The organism is Marinobacter sp. PE14 (assembly GCF_053566155.1).
This window is the reverse complement of the sequence record NZ_JBQXNY010000008.1, coordinates 1-15,349: the sequence shown is the minus strand read 5'-3', so window position 1 is coordinate 15,349 and position 15,349 is coordinate 1. Positions and strand designations below refer to the sequence as shown.

Annotated in this window: 15 protein-coding genes and 1 other RNA gene; 10 read left to right on the top strand and 6 right to left on the bottom strand. The window is 58.3% G+C overall.

Going from position 1 to position 15,349, the window contains the following annotated elements; genetic code table 11:
• Window positions 1-35: 35 nt before the first annotated feature.
• From ACWJ62_RS19280 to smpB, 4 genes are all read right to left on the bottom strand, one after another.
• The gene (locus ACWJ62_RS19280; protein ID WP_449287621.1) at window positions 36-1,010 is read right to left on the bottom strand and encodes an MBL fold metallo-hydrolase; all 975 of its coding nucleotides are present in this window, start codon (window positions 1,008-1,010) and stop codon (window positions 36-38) included.
• Window positions 1,011-1,146: 136 nt separating this feature from the next.
• Window positions 1,147-1,511: a transfer-messenger RNA gene (gene ssrA / locus ACWJ62_RS19275) on the bottom strand.
• 90 nt (window positions 1,512-1,601) lie between these two features.
• On the bottom strand, window positions 1,602-3,020 hold the full coding sequence (locus tag ACWJ62_RS19270; RefSeq protein WP_449287620.1) for a WS/DGAT/MGAT family O-acyltransferase: 1,419 nt from the start codon (window positions 3,018-3,020) through the stop codon (window positions 1,602-1,604).
• Between the two features lie 140 nt (window positions 3,021-3,160).
• Entirely contained in the window at window positions 3,161-3,640 is a 480-nt protein-coding gene (gene smpB / locus ACWJ62_RS19265) for an SsrA-binding protein SmpB (protein WP_449287619.1), read from the bottom strand.
• A gap of 200 nt (window positions 3,641-3,840) precedes the next feature.
• Between smpB and ACWJ62_RS19260 the strand changes: the two genes are divergently transcribed.
• The 3 genes from ACWJ62_RS19260 (at window position 3,841) to ACWJ62_RS19250 (ending at window position 6,272) form a co-directional block, all read left to right on the top strand.
• Window positions 3,841-5,466, top strand: coding sequence for a sodium-dependent transporter (locus tag ACWJ62_RS19260; RefSeq protein WP_449287618.1), 1,626 nt, complete (start codon window positions 3,841-3,843; stop codon window positions 5,464-5,466).
• A gap of 72 nt (window positions 5,467-5,538) precedes the next feature.
• The gene (locus ACWJ62_RS19255) at window positions 5,539-5,985 is read left to right on the top strand and encodes a type II toxin-antitoxin system RatA family toxin (RefSeq protein ID WP_449287617.1); all 447 of its coding nucleotides are present in this window, start codon (window positions 5,539-5,541) and stop codon (window positions 5,983-5,985) included.
• Window positions 5,982-6,272, top strand: coding sequence for an RnfH family protein (locus ACWJ62_RS19250; RefSeq protein WP_008171510.1), 291 nt, complete (start codon window positions 5,982-5,984; stop codon window positions 6,270-6,272). The genes ACWJ62_RS19255 and ACWJ62_RS19250 overlap by 4 nt, the downstream gene beginning before the upstream one ends.
• On the opposite strand, the gene ACWJ62_RS19245 is transcribed toward ACWJ62_RS19250, so the two are convergent.
• The gene (locus tag ACWJ62_RS19245) at window positions 6,266-6,592 is read right to left on the bottom strand and encodes an outer membrane protein assembly factor BamE (protein WP_449287616.1); all 327 of its coding nucleotides are present in this window, start codon (window positions 6,590-6,592) and stop codon (window positions 6,266-6,268) included. The two genes, ACWJ62_RS19250 and ACWJ62_RS19245, sit on opposite strands and share 7 nt — an antisense overlap.
• A gap of 122 nt (window positions 6,593-6,714) precedes the next feature.
• On the opposite strand from ACWJ62_RS19245, the gene fur reads away from it, so the two are divergent.
• Window positions 6,715-7,125, top strand: coding sequence for a ferric iron uptake transcriptional regulator (fur, locus tag ACWJ62_RS19240; protein WP_449287615.1), 411 nt, complete (start codon window positions 6,715-6,717; stop codon window positions 7,123-7,125).
• Between the two features lie 105 nt (window positions 7,126-7,230).
• Here fur and recN read toward each other — a convergent pair whose 3' ends face one another.
• On the bottom strand, window positions 7,231-8,910 hold the full coding sequence (recN, locus tag ACWJ62_RS19235) for a DNA repair protein RecN (protein ID WP_449287614.1): 1,680 nt from the start codon (window positions 8,908-8,910) through the stop codon (window positions 7,231-7,233).
• Between the two features lie 255 nt (window positions 8,911-9,165).
• Between recN and grpE the strand changes: the two genes are divergently transcribed.
• The 6 genes from grpE to ACWJ62_RS19205 form a co-directional block, all read left to right on the top strand.
• Window positions 9,166-9,765, top strand: a complete 600-nt coding sequence (grpE, locus tag ACWJ62_RS19230) for a nucleotide exchange factor GrpE (RefSeq protein ID WP_449287613.1) — start codon at window positions 9,166-9,168, stop codon at window positions 9,763-9,765.
• Window positions 9,766-9,857: 92 nt separating this feature from the next.
• The gene (gene dnaK / locus ACWJ62_RS19225; protein ID WP_349519310.1) at window positions 9,858-11,783 is read left to right on the top strand and encodes a molecular chaperone DnaK; all 1,926 of its coding nucleotides are present in this window, start codon (window positions 9,858-9,860) and stop codon (window positions 11,781-11,783) included.
• 78 nt (window positions 11,784-11,861) lie between these two features.
• Window positions 11,862-12,989 (top strand): molecular chaperone DnaJ, encoded by a 1,128-nt coding sequence (gene dnaJ / locus ACWJ62_RS19220; protein ID WP_449287612.1) that lies wholly within the window; start codon window positions 11,862-11,864, stop codon window positions 12,987-12,989.
• Between the two features lie 26 nt (window positions 12,990-13,015).
• The gene (gene dapB / locus ACWJ62_RS19215) at window positions 13,016-13,816 is read left to right on the top strand and encodes a 4-hydroxy-tetrahydrodipicolinate reductase (protein ID WP_449287611.1); all 801 of its coding nucleotides are present in this window, start codon (window positions 13,016-13,018) and stop codon (window positions 13,814-13,816) included.
• 194 nt (window positions 13,817-14,010) lie between these two features.
• Window positions 14,011-15,141: a glutamine-hydrolyzing carbamoyl-phosphate synthase small subunit gene (carA, locus tag ACWJ62_RS19210; protein WP_449287610.1), complete on the top strand. Its 1,131-nt coding sequence runs from the start codon at window positions 14,011-14,013 to the stop codon at window positions 15,139-15,141.
• Between the two features lie 80 nt (window positions 15,142-15,221).
• A partial coding sequence (locus ACWJ62_RS19205; RefSeq protein ID WP_449285363.1) for a carbamoyl phosphate synthase preATP-grasp domain-containing protein occupies window positions 15,222-15,349 on the top strand: 128 nt, incomplete at its 3' end.

Below are 15,349 nucleotides of genomic sequence, written 5' to 3'. Positions count from 1 at the left end.
GTTGCTCCGGCTTTTTCGTCTTCAGGAATGAGTCATCATTCGCCAGTTTCAGTAGCGCCGACACCACCCTGATAGTTGGCAGGAATGAATTCATAGCCTTGGTCTGCGCTTTTCAGGTGCCCCAGGCCGGGAAAAGAGAGGTGGGCGGAGCCTACCCAGTACCCGGTTTCCTGGGCGTCGGCAAAGGCCTGTGCACGAGACTCCACTGCCTGTTCACTGTTCACATCGAACTGGATGGCAATGTCCGGCTGCGGGAACTGAACCGCTGCCACGTGAATCAGGTCGCCCCAAAGCATCAGCGTGTTGTCCCCGCTTTCAACCTTGTAAAGGCTATGGCCCGGGGTGTGCCCGCTGGCGGACACTGCAGAAACACCTGGCACCAACTCCTGGTCTTTATCGAAAGGCTTGAACTGGCCGGACTCGACATATGGGTTGAGAGAGGCCATCGCGCCTTTAAAAAAGCCCTTCGAACCTTCATCGGCGGCCTTCAGGTTGTCTTCGTTCAGCCAGAAATTCTGGTCTTCCACGCTGGCGCGAACAATGGCATTGGGGAACACAATCTCACCGTCAGATACCAGCCCGCCAACATGGTCCGGATGCATGTGCGTGATGTAGATTTCATCGACATCTGCGGGCTCGTAACCGGACGCTTTCAGATGTTCAACCAGTTTTCCGAGTGTTGGCCCGAACAGACTGCCGGCACCGGTGTCGACCAGTACCAGATGGTTGCCGGTGTTGATCAGATAGCCGTTAACGGACGTGTCGAGCGGGGCAGAGAGGAAGTTATCCGCCAGGGTGTTATGCACGTGTTCTTCGGTGGTATTCAGCAACAGTTTGTCCACCGGCAGCTTGACGGTGCCATCGGACAGGGCGGTGATTTCGAAGTTGCCGAGCATGGTGCGGTAATAGCCCGGAGCCTGCTCTTTTACCATCGGAGCCTCCGCCTGGGCGGCAGCCGCAAACAAAACACCGGCTGTCAGGCCGGTAATGCGAGTCAGCATAGTAGGCATACGTTATCCCTCTTCCGTCTCGTAAACAGAATGAATGTTTGGGTGTGGGGGTAATCTTCGTTGAGGGAACCAGTTTAGACCACTCTGGCCGGGCACAAAAAAAGGCCTCGTCGTGGGACGAGGCCTTTTGGTTGTTTGGTGGAGACGGCGGGAATTGAACCCGCGTCCGCCAGTACTCAGCCTTGAGGTCTACATGTTTAGCGTCTCTCTATTGATTTAAGTTCAAGCGACCCGAGAGCCAGGGTGCAAGAACCGAGTTCTTTAAATCTTAGCCGTTAGCCAGTGAACTCTGGATAACGGAGCATCCCGTAAGCGATGACGTCCTGAGATGTTGCTTCCGGGCTACGGGCGACCCGGTCAGGACGACTAGCAGCTTACGCTGCTAGTGCGTAGTTTTCGTCGTTTGCGACTATTGCGTTGCAGCTTTGGATTAACGAGATTGGCTGCCATCTCGACATGCGCTCAAGGGTTCGCCACCGGCGTCGAAGCCATGTCGTCCCCTTACCTCCAGTATATGTGTCCGGTTTGCCGGACTTCAAGGTTTCTTTGTTGCAGTTTTGTGCTTTCGGGACTGTAGATGTACCTAGAACCCTAGCTGGCCTTGCGTTCAATGGCGTCATGGCGGCCGGCCAGGGCCGCGTGGCTCAGGGCCTCAAAGCTTTCCCGGAAGTAGCCCATCACGGCGTCCGGGTCGGCGTGAATCGCCTTGTCCACGGTGATGCCGAATTGCACGGTGCCGGCATAACTGAGAATGCTCATGCCGATACCGATGGTGCCGCTCTGAGGCACCCAGAACATGGGCTGGGTCAGCTTGCTGCCCGCCAGATACAGAGGCTCTTTCGGGCCGGGCACGTTGGTCAGTACCGCCGAGGCCTTGTTGCTGAGCAGATCCAGGGCCCTTCGTTCAATAACATCGGGGCCGCGCCCGAAGATATCAAGCAGGCTGTAGGTAACCTGGGCCTGATAGGACCGCTTGAGCCGGTTCATATTTTCCTGCACCTGGCGGAAGCACATGAGCGGGTCTCTCACTTCCACCGGCAGGGTAACCAGTACGAGCCCGAACTTGTTGCCGAGGGTTTCGATGGGCTGATCAAGAGGGCGCAGGTTGAACGGCACGGCGACCCGAATGCCGCACTCGGGGATGGTTTCCTTGTGGGCGGCAAAATGTCTCTGCAAAGCGCCCGTGACGGTGCAAAGGAGGGCATCGTTGATGGTGCCCCCCAGAGCCTTGGCACAGGCTTTTACCTCGGCAAGGTCGAGGGGATCGGCCCAGGCCACTTGCTTGCGCCCGGACAAGGGCTCTTTCAGTCCGGTTTTCGGTTCGCCGGGCGCCAGGCCAAGTTTCAGGAGGTCAAGGGCGACACCGCTGGCGGTGGTGGCCAGTTTTAACGGGTAGTTGGGCTCTTCACGGACGGACTGGATAAACAGTCTGGCCTGGTTGGTGGCGGTCTGCGCGCTGTCCACGGCACGGTGCAGGAAGTTCTGGATGGCCGATTTCCTGCCGGGTTTGGAGCGACGCTTGCGGGCGACTTTGCCCAGCCGTGGTTCCGGCGTTTTATCGGTGAGTGACAGCATTACACGAACCAGCGAGATGCCATCGGCGATGCAGTGGTGAATGCGGATGAGTAGCGCGCCGCCGTCCCCGTAATTGTCGATATAGTGCATTTGCCAGAGCGGTTGCCGGAAATCCAGCGACGTGCTGTTCATGTCACTGACCAGCTTCTGGAGCTCTGCTTTGTCGGCCTTGCCCGGCAGGGCGATGCGGTGCAGATGGTTGTCCAGGTCGAACAGCGGATCGTACTGCCAGTAGGCCCGGTCTCCGGTGTCTATGACCCGTTGCCGGAACCGGTCGAAGCAGAGAAATCGCTCTTCAAGGGTGTGCCTGAGGCGGCTCATGGAAATCGGCCGCTCCAGCGTCCACACCCCGCAGATCATCATGGGGTTCTGGGGGGTGTCCATGCGCAGCCACGCGCGGTCTACAGCGGACATTGGTATCTGTTTGGGTGACATAAGCGGCTCCCTTTGCCATGCACCAGAGTTCCCGAGTATAGGCCCGTTGGAGTTCTGAACAAAGAGAGTGAGTATGCGACATACCGGTTCACGCCGGCCATGACCGGCGTCAGGTATTTGTTAATTGGTGGCGGGCAGGATCAAATGTTGGTTTCGCGCAGGATGCGTTGCTTCTGGCGGTTCCAGTCGCGCTCTTTCTCGGTAGCACGCTTGTCGAACAGCTTCTTGCCTTTTACCAGGGCAATCTCGCACTTCACCTTGTTGTTTTTCCAGTACAGCGCCAGCGGGATGCAGGTGTAACCGGCCTGGTTGACCTTGCCCACGATCTTGGCAATTTCCTTGGCGTGGAGCAGGAGCTTGCGGGTGCGCGTGGGGTCTGCGATCACGTGGGTAGACGCCGCAATCAACGGCGTAATGTGAGAGCCGAGCAACCAGGCTTCGCCGTCCTTGAGCAGCACATAGGCGTCCACCAGCTGGGCCTTGCCCGCACGCAGGGACTTCACTTCCCAGCCCAGCAGGGAGAGACCCGCTTCAAAGCGCTCCTCAATGTGATACTCGTGCTTCGCCTTTTTGTTCAGCGCAATGGTATTGCTCGGCGTTCCGGGTTTTTTCTTGCTCATGAATCAATGAATCCGGGGTCGGACGAATGAACGGGCCGGCCTTGCTGCAGCCGGAAAAAGGCGCATTGTAGCCCAACAGTGCCGGACCGGTCACGAATTCGGCGTTGTGGCGGTGTCTGGTTCGTGCGCGACGGGATCCTTCAGCTACAATACTGGCCCAGACTTTCTCCCCGACCTGTTGAGTGGCCTCAGGGAAGCGAATGCCTACGCCGTATCAGACACATATCGGGTCCTTTACCCGAAAATCAACCTTCTTCTGGGCCGCGGTGGGCGCTACCGTGGGCCTTGCCAACCTGTGGCAGTTCCCCTACCTGGCCAGTCTGCACGGTGGTGGCCTGTTCATCCTGCTTTACCTCGCCTGCCTGCTGCTGGTGACCCTGCCACTGATGGTGACTGAAGCGGCTGTTGGTCGGTATTCCCGCCACGGCATTGTGCTGGCCATGGACGGGCTGATCCGCAGTGCCAGACAGTCTCGGGCCTGGATGGCAGTTGGCCGGCTCAGCATACTGGCCGCCTTTCTGGTGCTCTCTTTTACGGCAGTCTTCGGATCCATTGCTCTGGCTTACGTGTTCTTCGGTGCACTTGGCCGTTTCTCCGGCGCCGGTGAGGCAGAGGCAACCGGGATTCTGGCGGGGCTGGTGTCCGATCCACGCCAGTACCGGGTATTCATGGGCTGGCATATCTTCTTTCTGCTGTTGGTGCTCTGGGTCTCGGCGCAGGGCGTAGTGAGGGGGCTGGAGCGGGCCCTGAGAGTGGTTGTGCCGGGCGCCCTGGTACTGATGCTCGTGCTGTTCGCCCTGGCTGCCTGGCATGGTCGGATCGACGGGGCCATCAATCACATTCTGGCCATGCATCCGGAGGACCTTTCCTGGGAAAGCCTGAAAGCGGCGTTGTTTCATGCCTTTTTTACGCTCGGGTTAGGCATGGGCGTCTGGGCGATACTGGGCTCGTATACCACGCCTCACACCCGTCTGAAGCGTTCGATTCTGGCCGTGGTGCTGATGGATACCCTGGTGGCGATCCTGGCTGGCCTGATGATCTTCGCGATCGCAACAGACGGCAACAGCTTTGACGGTGAAAGGGGCTTCAGCCTGCTATTTGTTTCCATGCCGGTCACGCTGGCCCAGTTACCCGCGAGCCAGTTTGTGATTGCCGCTGTTTTTCTGATGGTGGTGCTGATTGTCTGGACCACCTCCCTGAATCTGCTGGAGCCCATCGTTGGCTGGTTCCGTGAGTGGACCGGGGCGCCCAGGGCGCTGTCGGTGCTGCTGATTGGTCTGTCGGTGTGGCTGGCGGGGCTCGCGTCTCTGCTGTCGTTTAACGTCTGGGCCGAGGAGCGGATGGGCGGCGCCACCATGTTCCGCTGGCTGGAGTTGATCACCGGCGGCCTGCTGATCCCGCTCGTGGCCATTCTGATTGCGCTGTTTACCGGCTGGTGCCTGACCCGACACCTTTCGGGTACCATGCTCGGCGGAGCGCCAAGACTGTTCGCCGGCATCTGGTTTTGGGTGATGCGCCTGGTGCTGCCCATCGTTGTTGCCTGGATAGGAGTCCAGTACACGGCCTTTTCATTGGCTAACCTGTGCAGCAACGGCAATGTTGCAGCCTGGTGCGATCAGCCTGCTGTCATGCTCTCGGAGGACGGGGAGGTGACAGCGAGAGATCGGCCTTTTGCCGCTACGCCTGCCGAGCCGGAGGAGAAAGCCGCCGAGGCTGAGAAGACAGCGCCCGCGTCAGACCAGAAGCCGCCGGGGGTCGAGGAAAGTGGTGGTAAGTCAGGCGAAAAAGCCCCAAAACAGGACGATATCCTTTATGATAGCGTGTGATTGAGGCTGTCTTCCTTCCCAGAAGTCTGCAATCTTTTCACAGCGTGTTTGCAAGCAGGACAACCGGTTCCAATGCCCCATCAGATTGATAAAACAGCTTTGGTTATGCACTCCGCCGAGCGCATGTTTCACCTGGTTAACGACATCGCCCGTTACCCGGAGTTTCTACCCTGGTGCGCCGGCGCGGAGATTCATGAGCGCCAGCCCGAGCAGGTAACAGCGTCGCTTGAGATTGCCAAGGGTGGGGTGCGGCACACGCTCACAACCCGGAATCAGCTGCTGATGCCGGAGGCGATCGAGATGAACCTGGTGGATGGCCCCTTTCGCAACCTGACCGGTCGCTGGCATTTTAAATCCCTGGACGAGAATGCCTGCAAGGTGATCCTGACCCTGGAGTTCGAATTCTCCGGATCGCTTTCAAGGATGACCTTCGGGCCGGTATTCAGCCAGGCGGCCAATAGCATGGTGGATGCTTTTTGTCGGCGCGCTGATGAGCTTTACCGGAAGGAGGGCGCATGATTCAGGTGGAAGTCGCCTATGCCCGGCCTGACCGGCAGGAAATTGTGCCGGTAAATGTGCCGGAGGGCACGACCGCCCTGGAAGCGGCCAAACTTTCCGGGATCAGCGATATTTTTCCGGAGATCGATCCGGATACGATTGATATGGGCGTGTTCGGGAAGGTGATCAAGGACCCGGCCGCCCATGAGCTGCGTGAAGGTGACCGGGTGGAGCTGTATCGCCCGCTGAAGATCGATCCGAAGCAGGCGCGACTGAATCGGGCGAAAAAGAAAGATCAGGCTCAGTAGGCCGGCGTTTCTTCGAGCAATTGTGCTTCGTAATAGGCGTACTGATCTTCTTCGTAGTACACGATGATTCGCTGTTCCTGGATGTCCCCGCCCTCTCTCTGGAAGGTATACAAGTAGTATTCGCGGGAGGGGTCAACCGGGTTGAGCATGAGCGGTGTTCCCATCACGGCATGCACCTGGCTGCGCGGCATGCCCTCGGTCAGCTGCGTCAGCTCCTCATCGGTAACGATGTTTCCCTGCTGGACGTTGATTTTGTAGACGCCCGGAAAAACGCAACCGGATAGAACGAAAGTGAGAATGAGAGCTGTGAGCTTTTGCATCGCCGGGGGAAATCCTCTATCTTGAAATCGCCTGCCAGAGGCAGGTGTGACACGGGTTAACCGTTCAATGGCGGCTTCATCATACCGGAAGCCGTGAGGCACACCAAAGAGTGAATAGTAACATGTCATCCGAAAACGCCGAATTACGAAAAGTCGGTCTGAAAGTGACTCTGCCGCGGGTCAAAATCTTCAATATTCTGGAGACCGCGGAGGAGCATCACCTCAGTGCCGAAGATGTTTACAAGAAGCTTCTGGAGCAAGGCGATGACGTGGGGCTGGCAACAGTCTACCGGGTGCTGACGCAGTTTGAAGCAGCAGGGCTGGTACTGCGCCACAATTTTGAGGGCGGCCATGCCGTGTTTGAGATGGCCGGCGACGACCACCACGACCATATGGTGTGCACCCAGACGGGTGAGGTAATCGAGTTTGTCGACGAGATCATTGAAGAACGACAAAAGAAGATTGCCGAAGAGCACGGTTACGAAATCGTCGATCACAGCCTGATTCTGTACGTTAAGCCCATCAAGTCCTGAGCCTGGCTCAGGCAGTTTGCTGGAAGAACGAAAAAAAGGGGCGGGTTTTTGGCCCGCCCCAACAGCTCTCAGGATCGAGAGGGGTAGTGGATAGTTGCTCGCGGCTCAGTGATGGGTTGCCTGCCCCTTTGAAAACATTTCCCTGGCATGAGCGATCGTATGTTCGGTCATGTCCACGCCTCCCAGCATTCTCGCCACTTCACTGATTCTGCCCTGATCGTCCAGCGTCTCGATTTTCGAGAAGGTGGCATCTTGCTCGGTGAACTTGCTGACAAACAGGTGCTGATGACACTGAGCGGCCACTTGCGGCAGGTGGGTGACACAGAGTACCTGCCCGTTGCCGCCAAGAGTCCGTAACAGTCGGCCAACCACCTCGGCCGTGCCGCCGCCAATGCCGACATCCACTTCATCGAAGACCAGTGTGGGTGTGGTTGATGTCTGGGCAACCACCACCTGGATGGCAAGGCTGATCCGCGACAGTTCGCCGCCGGAGGCTACCTTGGCCAATGGCCGGGCCGGCTGGCCCGGGTTTGCGCTGACCAGGAATTCAATGTCTTCCAGCCCGTGGGGCGCCGGCTCCCCACCGTTGCTGCGATTCAGGTGCGTAATGAACTGCATGTTGGGCATGCTCAACTGGGCGAGCTCCGCTGCGACCCGCTGATCCAGTTCGGCGGCGGCCCTGGCACGGGCCTCTGACAGCTCCCCGGCCAGTTCATCGAAGCGTCCGCGCTGGCTGTCCAGCTCTGCGGCCAGCTGCTCCAGGCTGCCTTCGCCGCCATCCAGCTCGGCCAGCTCGGCACTGAGGCGCTGATGCAGTTCCGGTAATTCTTCCGGCGTGATCCGGTGTTTGCGGGCCATCTGGTAGATGGCGCTCAGCCGTTCTTCCACTTCCGCCAGTCTGGCTGGATCGGCCTCGTAGTCCTCGACGAAATGGCGAAGGTTGTCGCCGGCCTCACTGATCTGGATCTGGGCTTCGTTCAGCATCTGGATTGTGTCTGCCAGTGCGGGAACGTCCACCGGAAGCTGCTCAAGCTGCTGTAGTGCCTGGCGCACCAGATCCACTGCGCTGGTTTCATCTTCGGTGCAAAGCAGGGCGGCCTGATGGCTGTTGTGCAGAACCGTATCCGCCTGGCTAAGCTGCGCCTGCTCCTGTTCCAGGTTTTCCTGCTCGCCCTCCTCCAGGGCCAGACGATCCAGTTCCTCCACCTGATACCGCAAAAGCTGGAGTTTGGCCTCTGCTTCATCGGCATTTTGCTGGCGTTCGGTCAGACGCTGGCGGATCTGGTTCCAGGATTTCCAGGCTTCCCGCGTCTCAGCGGCCAGGGTCTCAACGCCAGCGAATTCGTCCACCAGCTTGCGGTGGGTTTCCTTGCGCAAAAGAGACTGGTGCTGATGCTGGCTGTGAATATCCATTAAAACACCGCCCAGTTCCTTGAGATGGTTCAAGGGGCAGGGTTGGCCATTGATGTAGGCGCGGGAGCGGCCATCCTTGCTGATGACCCGGCGGAGAATGCAATCGTTGTCGTCATCCAGCTCGTGTTCTGCCAGCCACTCGGTGGCCTCAGCAATGCCGGATACGTCGAAGGTCGCTGTGATGTCGGCGCGTTTGGCACCATGCCGGACGGCGCCGGCATCGGCTCTGCCGCCCATGGCCAGGCCCAGGGCGTCCAGCACAATAGATTTGCCGGCGCCGGTCTCGCCGGTCAATGCGGTCATGCCCTTGTTGAACTGGAGTTCCACCCGTTCAGCGATGGCGTAATTGGAAACCGTAAGTTGAGTCAGCATGCAGATAACCTCCGCGTTTTTCCTGAGACCGGCAAAACACTGTGAATGTATACAGTGACTGTGAATATATACAGGGTTTTTGCTGTTTGCAAACCTGTGGCAGGGATTTTCTTCAGGATTGCAGGCATTGGTGGTTGAAACCTGGAGAGCGGGCCCCATATCCGTTCGCAACGACATTTTCCGGCTCGCCGGGGCCGGAACCCATGTTTAGCCGGCCACTGACCGCGGGCCGCTTTAGATCAAGCAGGAGTAGCCATGAGCACTGACGAGAACCGGAACGAGCACGAGGAACTGAACGAAGCCCTCGAGGCTGCAAAAGAGGAAGCCCAGTCTGCTGAAGGTGAGGCTGGCGACAGCGAAACCTCCGAAGTGGAAGCACTCCAGGCTCAGGTTCAGGAATTCCAGGAGCAGATGTTGCGCTCCCAGGCGGAGATGCAGAATGTGCGCCGTCGAGCGGAGATTGATGTGGAAAAAGCCCACAAGTTCGCCCTGGAAAAGTTCGTCAAAGAGCTGTTGCCCGTTGCGGACAGCCTGGAGAAGGCGGTCGAGAGCACCGAGGGTCACGAGGGCTCGGGCGAGGCGGTTGCCTCCATCCGCGAAGGCGTTGAAATGACCCTGAGTCTGTTCATGTCCAGCCTGAAGAAATTCAATGTTGAGCAGATCAACCCGGTAGGCGAACCGTTCGATCCTCAGCATCACGAAGCCATGTCCATGGTTCCTGCGCCAGATGCAGAGCCGAACAGCGTGGTAGCCGTGGTGCAGAAGGGGTATCTGCTGAATGGCCGCGTGGTGCGGCCGGCCATGGTGGTGGTCGCGAAAGCGGAAGATGCACCAAAAATTGATGAGCAGGCTTGAAAAGCCGATTAAAGCGCCAATATAGCCAGTAAATAGCGAAAGCGGAGGCAAATGGCCTCCTGGAAAGCATTCAGAAGAATTGGAGTGACTCAATGAGCAAGATTATCGGTATCGATCTGGGAACCACAAACTCTTGTGTAGCCATCATGGATGGCGACAAGGTGAAGGTAATTGAAAACGCGGAGGGTGATCGTACCACCCCGTCCATCATCGCCTATACAGACGATGGTGAGACCCTGGTTGGTCAGTCAGCTAAGCGCCAGGCAGTAACCAACCCGAACAACACCCTGTACGCCATCAAGCGTCTGATCGGTCGTCGGTTTGAGGACGACGTGGTTCAGAAAGACATCAAGATGGTGCCGTACAAGATCGCCAAAGCAGATAACGGCGACGCCTGGGTGGAAGTAAAGGGTGAGAAAATGGCTCCCCCGCAGGTTTCTGCGGAAATCATCAAGAAGATGAAAAAGACGGCCGAAGATTATCTTGGCGAGAAAGTGACCGAAGCGGTTATCACCGTGCCGGCCTACTTCAACGACAGCCAGCGCCAGGCAACCAAGGACGCTGGCAAGATTGCCGGTCTTGATGTGAAGCGCATCATTAACGAGCCGACCGCAGCTGCTCTGGCCTATGGTCTGGACAAGAAGAGCGGTGATCGCACCGTTGCGGTTTATGACCTCGGCGGTGGTACCTTTGACCTGTCCATCATCGAGATTGCTGATGTCGATGGCGAGCATCAGTTTGAAGTGCTGGCGACCAACGGCGACACCTTCCTCGGTGGTGAAGACTTCGATATGAAGATCATCGAGTTCCTGGCAGACCAGTTCAAGAAAGACAGCGGTATTGATCTGCGCGGCGACTCTCTGGCCATGCAGCGTCTGAAAGAAGCCGGTGAGAAGGCCAAGATCGAGCTTTCCAGCAGCCAGCAGACCGATGTGAACTTGCCGTACATCACGGCCGATGCCAGTGGTCCGAAGCACATGAACGTCAAGCTCACTCGCGCAAAGCTTGAATCGCTGGTGGAAGATCTGGTTCAGCGCAGCCTTGAGCCTTGTAAAGTGGCTCTGCAGGATGCCGGCATGAAAGCGGATGGTATCGACGAGGTAATTCTGGTCGGTGGTCAGACCCGTATGCCGCTGGTGCAGGAAAAAGTGAAAGAGTTCTTCGGCAAAGAAGCCCGCAAGGACGTCAACCCGGACGAAGCCGTGGCGATGGGTGCTGCGATTCAGGCGGCCGTTCTCTCCGGTGATGTGAAGGACGTTCTGCTGCTGGACGTAACCCCGCTGACCCTTGGTATCGAAACCATGGGCGGTGTGGCAACTCCGCTGATCGACAAGAACACCACGATTCCGACCAAGAAGTCGCAGACTTTCTCTACAGCGGACGACAATCAGACTGCGGTAACCATCCACGTGGTTCAGGGCGAGCGTAAACAGGCTGCCCAGAACAAATCGCTGGGCCGTTTCGATCTGGCTGATATTCCGCCGGCAGCGCGTGGTGTGCCGCAGATCGAAGTTACCTTCGATATCGACGCCAACGGTATCCTGAACGTGTCCGCCAAAGACAAGGCGACCGGTAAAGAGCAGTCGATCGTGATCAAGGCCTCTTCTGGTCTGAACGATGACGAGATCGAGAAGATGGTGCAGGACGCCGAGGCCAACGCCGAGGAAGATCGCAAGTTCGAAGAGCTTGTCCAGGTCCGCAACCAGGGCGACGCAATGGTTCACGCTGTTCGCAAGACCCTGAAGGATGCCGGTGACAAGGTCAGCGACAGCGAGAAAGAGTCTATCGAAGCTTCCATCAAGGAGCTGGAAGAAGCTCTGGAAGGTTCCGACAAGGAAGACATCGAAGCCAAGACTCAGAAGCTGACCGAAGTCTCTTCCGAACTGGCTCAGAAGATGTATGCAGATCAGGCGGATCAGACCCAGCAGGCCGGTGGGCAGGAAGAAGCCCAGGGCCAGAAGTCTGACGACGCGGTCGACGCCGAGTTTGAAGAAGTCAAAGACGACGACAAGCGATAAATCTGACGTACATCAGGCAGTTGGAAAACGCGGGGAGCTCCCCGCGTTTTCCGCGTTTAAAAACAGGGTTTTAAAAGCATGGCCAAGCGCGATTATTACGAGATTCTCGGGATTTCCCGGGACGCGGACGAGAAGGAAATCAAGCGAGCCTACCGAAAGCTCGCCATGAAGTACCACCCCGACCGTAACCCGGACGACACCGAAGCCGAGAACAAGTTCAAGGAGGCCAGCGAAGCCTACGAAGTACTGGCAGAGCCGTCCAAGCGGGCTGCCTACGACCAGTTCGGCCACGCTGGTGTTGACGGTCAGGCCGGTGGCGGCGGATTCGGAGGTGGCGGTGCCAGCTTCTCCGATATCTTCGGCGATGTATTCGGCGACATCTTTGGTGGCGGCGGTCGTGGCCGCAACACCCGCGGTGCCGACCTGCGCTACACCCTGGAGCTGGATCTGGAAGAGGCCGTGAAAGGCAAAACGGTCCAGATCAAGATCCCGGGGCATCGCGAATGTGAAGTATGCGACGGCAGCGGCGCCGAGAAAGGCTCCCGCCCGGAAACCTGCGGTACCTGTAAGGGTATGGGGCAGGTGCGCATGCAGCAGGGCTTCTTTACCGTACAGCAGGCCTGCCCGACCTGTCGGGGCTCCGGCCAGATCATCAAGAACCCCTGCCAGGCCTGTCACGGTCAGGGTCGGGTTCAGGAAGAGAAAACACTGTCGGTCAAGGTGCCGCCTGGCGTAGACACCGGCGACCGCATTCGTCTTTCCGGTGAAGGCGAGATGGGCATCGATGGTGGTCCTCCCGGAGATCTGTACGTGCAGATTGCCGTGCGGGAACATTCGATCTTCACCCGCGATGGCCGCAACCTCTATTGCGAAGTTCCCATCAGCATTGTTGATGCCTCCCTGGGTGGAGAGCTCGAAGTGCCGACACTGGATGGCCGGGTTAAACTGAAGATTCCACCGGAGACCCAGACCGGCAAGCTGTTCCGTCTGCGTAACAAAGGTGTCAGCCCGGTTCGTGGCGGTCCTGCTGGCGACTTGCTGTGCCGCGTGATCGTGGAAACGCCGGTGAATCTGACCAAGCGCCAGAAAGAGCTGCTGGAAGAGTTCCAGAAAACCCTGGATGCCAGCAACGGCACAGAGCATGGTCCGAAGAAGACCTCCTGGTTTGAGGGTGTGAAAAGCTTCTTCGACGAAATGAAATTCTGATCGGCGCGACAAGAAGGAACGCGAGCATGAGGGTAGCAATCATCGGCGCCGCCGGGCGCATGGGAAAAGTCCTGATCGAAGCTGTTGACGGCACCGAAGGCCTGGAGCTGGGTGCCGCCGTCGTCGAGCCGGGCAGCAGCCTGATCGGCGCCGATGCCGGTGAAATGACCGGTATCGGCAAAACCGGCGTGAAAATGGCCGGCAGTCTGGCCGATGTGAAGGACGATTTCGATGTGCTTGTCGACTTCACCTTCCCGGATCTGACCCTGGAAAATGCCGAATTCTGCAAGGCCAACGGCAAGATGCTCGTGATCGGCACCACCGGCATGTCCGACGCCGAAAAGCAGCAACTGGCCCTGGCCGCCGAATTCATGCCGGTTGTGTTCGCGCCCAACATGAGCGTGGGCGTCAACGTCGTCCTCAACCTGCTGCGCACCGCCGCCGCAACCCTGGGTGACGACTACGACGTCGAAATCATCGAAGCCCATCACCGCCACAAGAAAGACGCGCCCTCCGGAACGGCCCTGCGCATGGGCGAAGTCGTCGCCGATGCCCTCGGTCGCGACCTGAAAGAGTGCGCCGTTTATGGCCGTGAAGGCTTCACAGGCGAACGAACCCGCAAGGAAATCGGTTTTGAAACCATTCGGGCGGGTGATGTGGTCGGCGATCACACCGTTCTGTTCGCCACCGAGGGCGAGCGTATTGAGGTGACCCATAAGGCGAGCAGCCGGATGACCTTTGCCAAGGGTGCCATGCGGGCAGCTTTGTGGCTGAAGGATAAGTCGGCCGGGCTTTACGACATGCAGGACGTGCTGGCCCTCAAGTGAGGGCAATTCTCGTGGACACAAAGCGCCATATTTTTTACAATAAGGCGGTTTGACTGCACCAAGCGTACCTTTGCACAAAGTTTCTGAAAAAGCGGGACCGAGTTAAGACTCCGTCTCGCTTTTTTGCAACCTGAATTTGCGCTTGCGTTCCTGTTCGTGACGAACCGATACGCCACTCGATGAGGATACAAGCCTTGAGCACACCAGCAATCCTTGCACTCGCAGACGGAAGCCTGTTCTACGGCACAGCCATCGGCGCTGACGGAGAAACCAGCGGCGAAGTGGTGTTCAACACCGCCATGACCGGCTACCAGGAAATCCTGACCGACCCGTCCTACTCCCGCCAGATCGTTACCCTGACTTACCCGCACATTGGCAACACCGGTGTGAACGAAGAAGACATCGAGTCAGACCGCATCCAGGCCGCCGGCCTGATCATCCGCGATCTGCCTCTGCTGGCCAGCAGCTGGCGTAGCAAGGGAACCCTGGACGACTACCTGCGAAGCAACAACATTGTTGGGATCGCCGACATTGATACCCGCCGTCTGACCCGCATCCTCCGGGACAAAGGCTCCCAGAACGGTGCCATCGTTGCGGGTGAAAACGCCACTGCCGAGCGTGCACTGGAACTGGCGAAAGCCTTTCCGGGCCTCAAAGGCATGGATCTGGCGAAAGAGGTTACCTCCGACAAGATCTGGTCCTGGAACGAGACCGAGTGGACCCTGGGCGAGGGTTATGGTGAGCGGAAGGAATCACGCTTCAAGGTGGTTGCCTGGGATTACGGTGTGAAGCTGAACATCCTGCGCATGCTCGCCTCCCGCGGCTGCGACATCACCGTGGTGCCGGCTCAGACTCCGGCCTCCGACGTGCTGGCGATGAAACCGGACGGTGTGTTCCTGTCCAACGGTCCGGGCGACCCCGAGCCTTGCGATTATGCGATCACCGCCATCAAAGAAGTTCTGGAAACCGAGATTCCGGTGTTTGGTATCTGCCTGGGCCACCAGCTTCTGGCCCTGGCCAGCGGTGCCAAGACCATGAAGATGGGCCACGGTCACCACGGTGCCAACCATCCGGTTCAGGACATCGCCAAGGGTACCGTGATGATCACCAGCCAGAACCACGGGTTTGCCGTGGACGAGGCAACACTGCCGGCCAATGTCGAGGCGACTCACAAGTCCCTGTTTGACGGCACCTTGCAGGGCATCCGCCGGACCGACAAGCCGGCCTACAGCTTCCAGGGTCACCCGGAAGCCAGCCCTGGTCCCCATGACGTGGCCCCGCTGTTTGACGAGTTTATCCGCCTGATGGAGGCGCGATCGGCCTGAGACCGATCGCCATGGAAAACTCACGGGCGCCGCGTGTTGCGCTGCCAGAATTCAAAAGTTGCTGACAGGTTTACCAAGACATGCCAAAACGTACCGACATCCAAAGCATCCTGATCCTGGGCGCCGGCCCCATCGTGATCGGGCAGGCGTGCGAGTTTGATTACTCCGGGGCCCAGGCCTGCAAGGCGCTGCGCGAAGAGGGTTACCG